The organism is Saccharopolyspora sp. NPDC045839 (genome assembly GCF_056431645.1).
Map to the genome: position 1 here is coordinate 53,057 of NZ_JBWKKH010000018.1, position 6,000 is coordinate 59,056.

Annotated in this window: 1 protein-coding gene (running past one end of the window); it reads left to right on the plus strand. The window is 66.7% G+C overall.

The window, feature by feature from the left end:
• The coding region annotated (locus AC07EQ_RS24045) for a WXG100-like domain-containing protein (protein ID WP_478390151.1) crosses the window boundary (this coding region is incomplete at its 3' end): on the plus strand, positions 1 to 6,000 show 6,000 of its 29,538 nt. The annotated region extends 23,538 nt beyond the left edge of the window.

A 6,000-nucleotide genomic window follows, 5' to 3' on the forward strand; every position in this document is an offset into this window, starting at 1 on the left:
CGGCCGAGATACCAGCAGCTCTTCTTCGTGCCCGCCGTGCCTGGAATTTTCGCTCTGGGCCTCGTCGACCTGCCAACTGGCCTGGCCTCGAACCGCGTCACGAGCCACGCCAGAACGCACAGCCAGTCGATGCGCATCGCGCTGCCGGAGCGTGCAACCCCGGGCAGTGACAGTGAATACGCCGGCGCGCAGCCGGTGTATGTGCCGGTGACGTTCCGGGTTTCCCGGGTTGACAGGGACGGGCACGACACTGGTCCTGTCGCGATCGTCGGTGGGCGCGATCATCCTGACGCCGACCCGGTCGGCACCACGTTGAGCGTGCCCACGGGATTGCGGCCGATCGCGCGTGAACGCGCTGTACCGATGCCGAATGAGCTGCCTGCTTCGGTGCTGGAGGACGCTACGGTCAGGCAGTCGACGCGCGGTCTGTATCAGGGCAAACCCTTGCGGGCGACGACGAAGTCCGGGGAGCCGCCGACCATCTACGACCAGGTGGCCGCCCAGCTTGGGTCGCTGGACAAGGACTCGCGGAAAGCCCTGCGGGAGTTCTTGGGTCAGGACAATGTCAAACGGATGTTGCCGGACATGCGGGTGAGCGAGAAAGCGGCCGCCGCCGGTCGGGGCTGGGTTACGTTGGAGACGCCGCTGCGCTCGAGTAACCCGTTCAAGCGCCTGCTGTCGAGCCGCACCCAAAGTGTGCAGATGCGGGCCGTCGCCCGGCAAGTCGGCTATCTCGAGACGATAAACGACGCACTGGCGGAGTCGGCCTCCGATGCCGGCACTGAAGCGCTGAACGTTCACGGTTCGGGGCGTAAGGGTGAGGGCTCGGGAGCCGTCGGGCCCGCCGTGGACGTCGGGGTGCTCACCGCAGCCGCAGGCCCCTTTGCCATGGGCGGTGGCGGCCGCAGCCGTGACCAGGAGTCCCAGACCTCGTCGAAGGTCGGCGAGACCGCTGCCCGCAAGGTCCAGATCGTTCGCTACCGCACTGCGTATGACTGGGAGATCCGCACGAACGGTGGGTCCCCGATGACGTTCGCCGACGCCATCGACGGCTTGCACTGGACGCCGTTGGAGTTCGCCCGGGCGGCCGGGCTCGTGAGCGAGGACGGCCAGCCGCACCCGAATCGCGTGGCCGGCATTACCCGCGCGGCGCTGGAGGCCAGTGGTGCGGGCGCGAAGCTCGCCAGGATCCTTCGCGATACGGCGCACAAGATCCCAGACCATCACCGGTGGTCGTTTTGGCGGAACACTGATCTCGTCATCGATTTCGACAATCCCAAGCTGGCCAAGGGAATCTCGCGCAATGCCAGCGAGCAGTTGGCGCGCGGTAACCAGATCGACAGTTTGCTCTCAGGCAACACGTTGTCGTCCCCGCGGATGGTCGAGGAAATGCTCACCGATCAGGCCTCGTCGATCGAGATGGTCGAGCACGGTCGGGGACACGACTATCACGTATCGCTGAAGGTGGCGGCGGAGGTGCTCGATGTCCGGGATATGGACGTCGAGGAGGCGGATGCTGGGGTGACGATTTCCGAATCGGAGTCCGCCAAGCACAGCAGGAGCGTGTCGTGGAAGGCCGGGGCTGGTTTCGTGGCCCGCGTCTACTCGACGGTGGCCGGCCAGATGTCCCTTGTCACCAGCTACCACAAGTTCGGTTTCGAGCGGAGCAAGTCCTCCCACATTGGGGAGGGCGCCGAGCTGTCCTTCGGTGGCAATCGGGGCAAGGAGCCGGCCGCCACCGGTGGAGTGGGCAAGGAACCGCGCAAACGGGTGGCCTTCCGGGTGCGGTACACGGTGTCGGGGACGCACTGGCAGGAATGGAACCAACTGGCCAAGGGCGTGTCGATCGGCCGGCCGGGGATGCACACGCCGACGGAAAATCAATTTTCAATTGTGGACGCCTTGGCCCAGGAGGAGAATCGGGATCCGGGTGTCGTGGCCACCGACATCGTCGTCGAACTCCCCGCGTGGCAGGCCGATCAGCTCAACGCCGAGTTGAAGAAACTGCGCGATGATGCCGTCGAACCCGTCGACCGCACCGTGGTTACCTACGACGACGAGAGGATGCGGCAGGGACTTTCCCGGGTCTACGACGGTACGCAGGTCGTGTCCGCGCATGGTCTCAAACACCTTCGGGAATCGGCGTTCCGGCAGCTCAGGGAACTCTCTGGACACTCGGTCTGGGAACTCGCCGAGAATGCGGACCTGGTCAATAGCGGGATCTCGCTGGCAGAGGTGCGTGGGACTCCGCGCTCCGCAAGCAAGAAGTTCCGGATTCACGGGCTGAAGACGACCAAGCGCCGCCAGGAGCAGCATGCTGTGGTCGAGTATTCGCGCATGATGCTAAACCCCACGCCGGTGCTGGATAGTGACGGTAATCCGGTCAAGGTCTGGGAGCAGCCGACGCGGTCGGTGACCGGTGAGCGCACCACCGAAAGCAGCAAGACCGGCACCTTCTCCTGGTTCAACTCCATCGAGCCGTTGATGGCCGCGGTGGATGAGAACACCGGCGTCGTGGCCGGTACGGTCATCGAAGAAGTGGCCCCGGGGAAGGGCAGCTATCTCCGCAAGCGGGGACATGAGATCGACACCAGCCACTCCCGGTCGGAGACGGGTAAACCGCGCGAACGTCACCTGGTCACGGTGGATGTCGTGAATACCGTCGGCGTCGAGGTAAAGACCATTGGCAAGATCGACCGAATGGGGTTGTTCAAGGGCAAGCCGTCCGTCCGCTCCGCCGAGCGGTTCACGCTGCCTCAGTCGAAGACGGTTTTGGTCGACGACCGGCAGTTGCAGGAGATGATGACCAGGACGGCCGAGTTCGAGGCGCAGCGGGCACTCGAAGCCGAACAGAAGGAACCCGGGGTTTCCGTCAAACCGCTCGACTCGCCCCTGGACGTGGCGCCGGTTCCCGACGGGCACACGCTGGCCACCCCGTCCTGGAGCCGAGGGGTCACCGAACCGGTGGACCTGAGCGGCCAGATTCGGTTGCTGCGCCAGCAGATTGCCGAGCGACTGGGCCCCGACGCGGCCGAGGCGCTGTTGCCGGTTTCCCCACTGGGCAGCCCCCTCGGTAACGACCGCTCGGCCGAGCATTTCCTGTCCAACGTGCAGGCCAAGCTCGGCGACCTCGAGAACGGGGGAGCCAGCACACAACTGCGGTGGGAAGGCAGGTGGAAGGGGCACACCTACGAACTCCGCGTGGGGGCCGAGCTTCTGGGTGAGCCGGAGGCGGAAGGGATCAAGCACGGCGAACTTGCGACGTCCAGCGCGGCGTCCATCGTCGCGAACAAGATCCGCAACGCCACCTGGGTCGTCCTTGAGTTCATGACGGGCGGCATCCCGGGCGCCGTGTTGCACGGCCCGGATTCTTCGGGTGGAGCCGGTCCAGCGGGCAGCGAATCGATGCCGCAGCACGGGCCGTCCTACGGCAGGCTGGGTCTGGGATTGATCCACGTCGCCGAATGGTTGAAGCAGGTCCGTGGCCGCACGCAGACCGAGACCACGAGTTACACGAACTCCGAGAAGGTCGCAGGTGCACTGGCTTCGCACCGCGCCGACGTGCTGTTCGACGTGCGCATCGAGCGCGATGGGGAACGCATCGCCGCAGCCCCGGACGTTCGCACCGTTGGGGTGACCACAGCGGTCGAGGACACCCTGCCCGCTGACCTGGCCCAGCGGTCCCGCGCGGCGGAGATCACCGATCTGACGGCATCGCAGGCAACGGACGAGGCCATCCAGCGCTGGAAGACCGACGACGCCGAGGTTCTGCCCAGTGCCAGCGAGTTTCGGGCAGTGGAGTTCCGCGGGCTCGTCGAGGACCTGGTCGCCGCCGCCGAGCGGACGATCACCTCCGCCGGGGGCTCGGTGACCGCGGAGGCGCGCCGGAGCTTGCGGGCGTGGTTCACCCCGCACCGCTTGGAGGCGTTGCTCAAGCGCTTCGCGGATCTGGACGCGAAGTCTGTGTCGGTCCAGCTGCCGCCCGGGCTGGGCGTGAACCTGGACCTGTACCTCAAGATTCCGGATCGGGGCGCGCTCGCGTCGACGAGCGGACGAATCAAACTGGATGGCTCGGAGCCGAACAGCCATTCGGCCGACGAGAAGGAGCGCGGCTCGGGCAGTGGCCATGCCGTGGCCGTCGCACCGTTTTTCGCCGGGGGTGTGTCGCATCCTGAGGGGGCGAAGACCTACGAGGAAGGCCGGCACGCGTTCGGCCAGGCGGGTGACTGGAATATGCCGCTCATTTCCCGTGGTGGGCACGAATCCGAAAGTGAACACCAAGAGGAATCCGAGACGGACCACGAATCGATTCCCAAGGAGAGTGCGGACTCTCCGTTGAAGGACATCACCAGCACCTGGTTGCACGGCGCGGAGTTCCTCATGATCGCCACCCCCGCTGAGCACAGCATCGGCAAGCGGCGAGCGGCCGTCAGCGCAATGTTCGAGTCCGGTTACGTGATCCGCCGCAGCGACCGCGGCAACGAGCTGCCGGACGAGCTGGTGACCGCCACGAGGAAGTTCGCCGAACGGGACCAGGAGTGGACCTCCGCGATCGACCAGCAGCGCGTCGCGCACTTCACCCTGTCGCAGGCCACGCAAGCCGCACAACGGGCGGATCGCGAAAAGCTGGAGGAAACCGAAGCTCGCAAGCAGGCGGATCGCGAGAAGGCTTGGGCCGAAGCCGAGGCCCGCAAGCAGGCGGCGGAGCAGGCTCGGGACGAAGCGGACACGCGTACACAGATCGCGGAACGCAAGTGGTGGCAGGCCAAGCAGCACTACGAGACCCAACTCGCCCACGCCCGCACCGATGATCCCGCGCTGGCGGGTGCCCCAAGCGACGCGAGCGTGACCATCCGCAAGGATGCCCAGGGGCGGCTGCAGGACCGTTACGCCATGTTCCCGGTGGCGAAAAAGGCCGTCGATGCGAAGCGGGAGGGACGCCGGCCCCGCGCCCGCTACGTCGTGCGCGGCGATCTCGACAGAAGAGCCGATGGCGCATCGCAAGCCGCGCGCGATTTCTCCCTGGTCACACGCGACCTGGAAGGCATGCTTGACCTCGCGCAGAAGGACCGCCCCAAGGGGGCCCGTCTCAAGGCCGACGAAGCCGGACTGATCGCACAACCGCAGGTCCTGCACGCTGGAGGGCCGACGCGGGTGGAGATCTGGATCGAGCCGGGCCCGCTCGTGCGTGATCCCGCGGAATCCGAGCTCAGTCCGGACGGCCTTGGGTGGACCCCCGAGGACTTGCGGCGCGAGGCGGAACGGTCGAGGCCGGTCTTCAGCAATCTGAGTGCGCTCGAGCAGGAGTCATTGCGGTGGCAGGCAGAGGGGATCCTGGCGAGGGACCACGCTTTTAGCGCCCTGGACGGCCGGACCGCGGATGAGCTTCTGGCGTTGCGCAACGACATGGCAGCGGTGTTGGCGCGGCCGCTGTCACAGGACAACCAGCGGCTGGCCGACGAGCTGTCGCGGAACCTGGCGCAAGAATTCCACACCGCTCGGAGCACGTCGTTGCGCCCGAGCCCGAAACCGGATACGGCAAAGACGGTTCGGACGCCGGACAACGGTCCCGCTGAGGACCGGCCGGGGCCGTCCCGCGCAGCGGCGAAACCGGGGCTGGATGACGCGCGACGGCGCCTGCCCCGGCCCGGTGAGAGGCAGGCCAGTGAGGGTGCCTCCATCGCGACGGACTCTCCTGCGGACGGTGATCCAGTACGTATTCCGTCGGCTTCGGGTAACGAGCAAGCGTTCAACGACCCGGAGGCGGAACCGCAGGGGCCGGTGGTGCTGCCGGCAGAGGGTTCCGGGCTGCGGCGTGAGGACTCGTGGGCTGGGCTGCCGGCCGAGGTGACAGGTCCGAAGCGTCAGCCTGCGACGACGAGGACGCAGAAGGAGGTTGGCGAGAGCTCTTCCGCGGCGTCCAAGCGGCGGAGGGGGGAAGGACCGCAGCAGAAGCTGGCAAGGAAGAAAAGGGACGCGGATCGGTATCGGGCGCAGAAG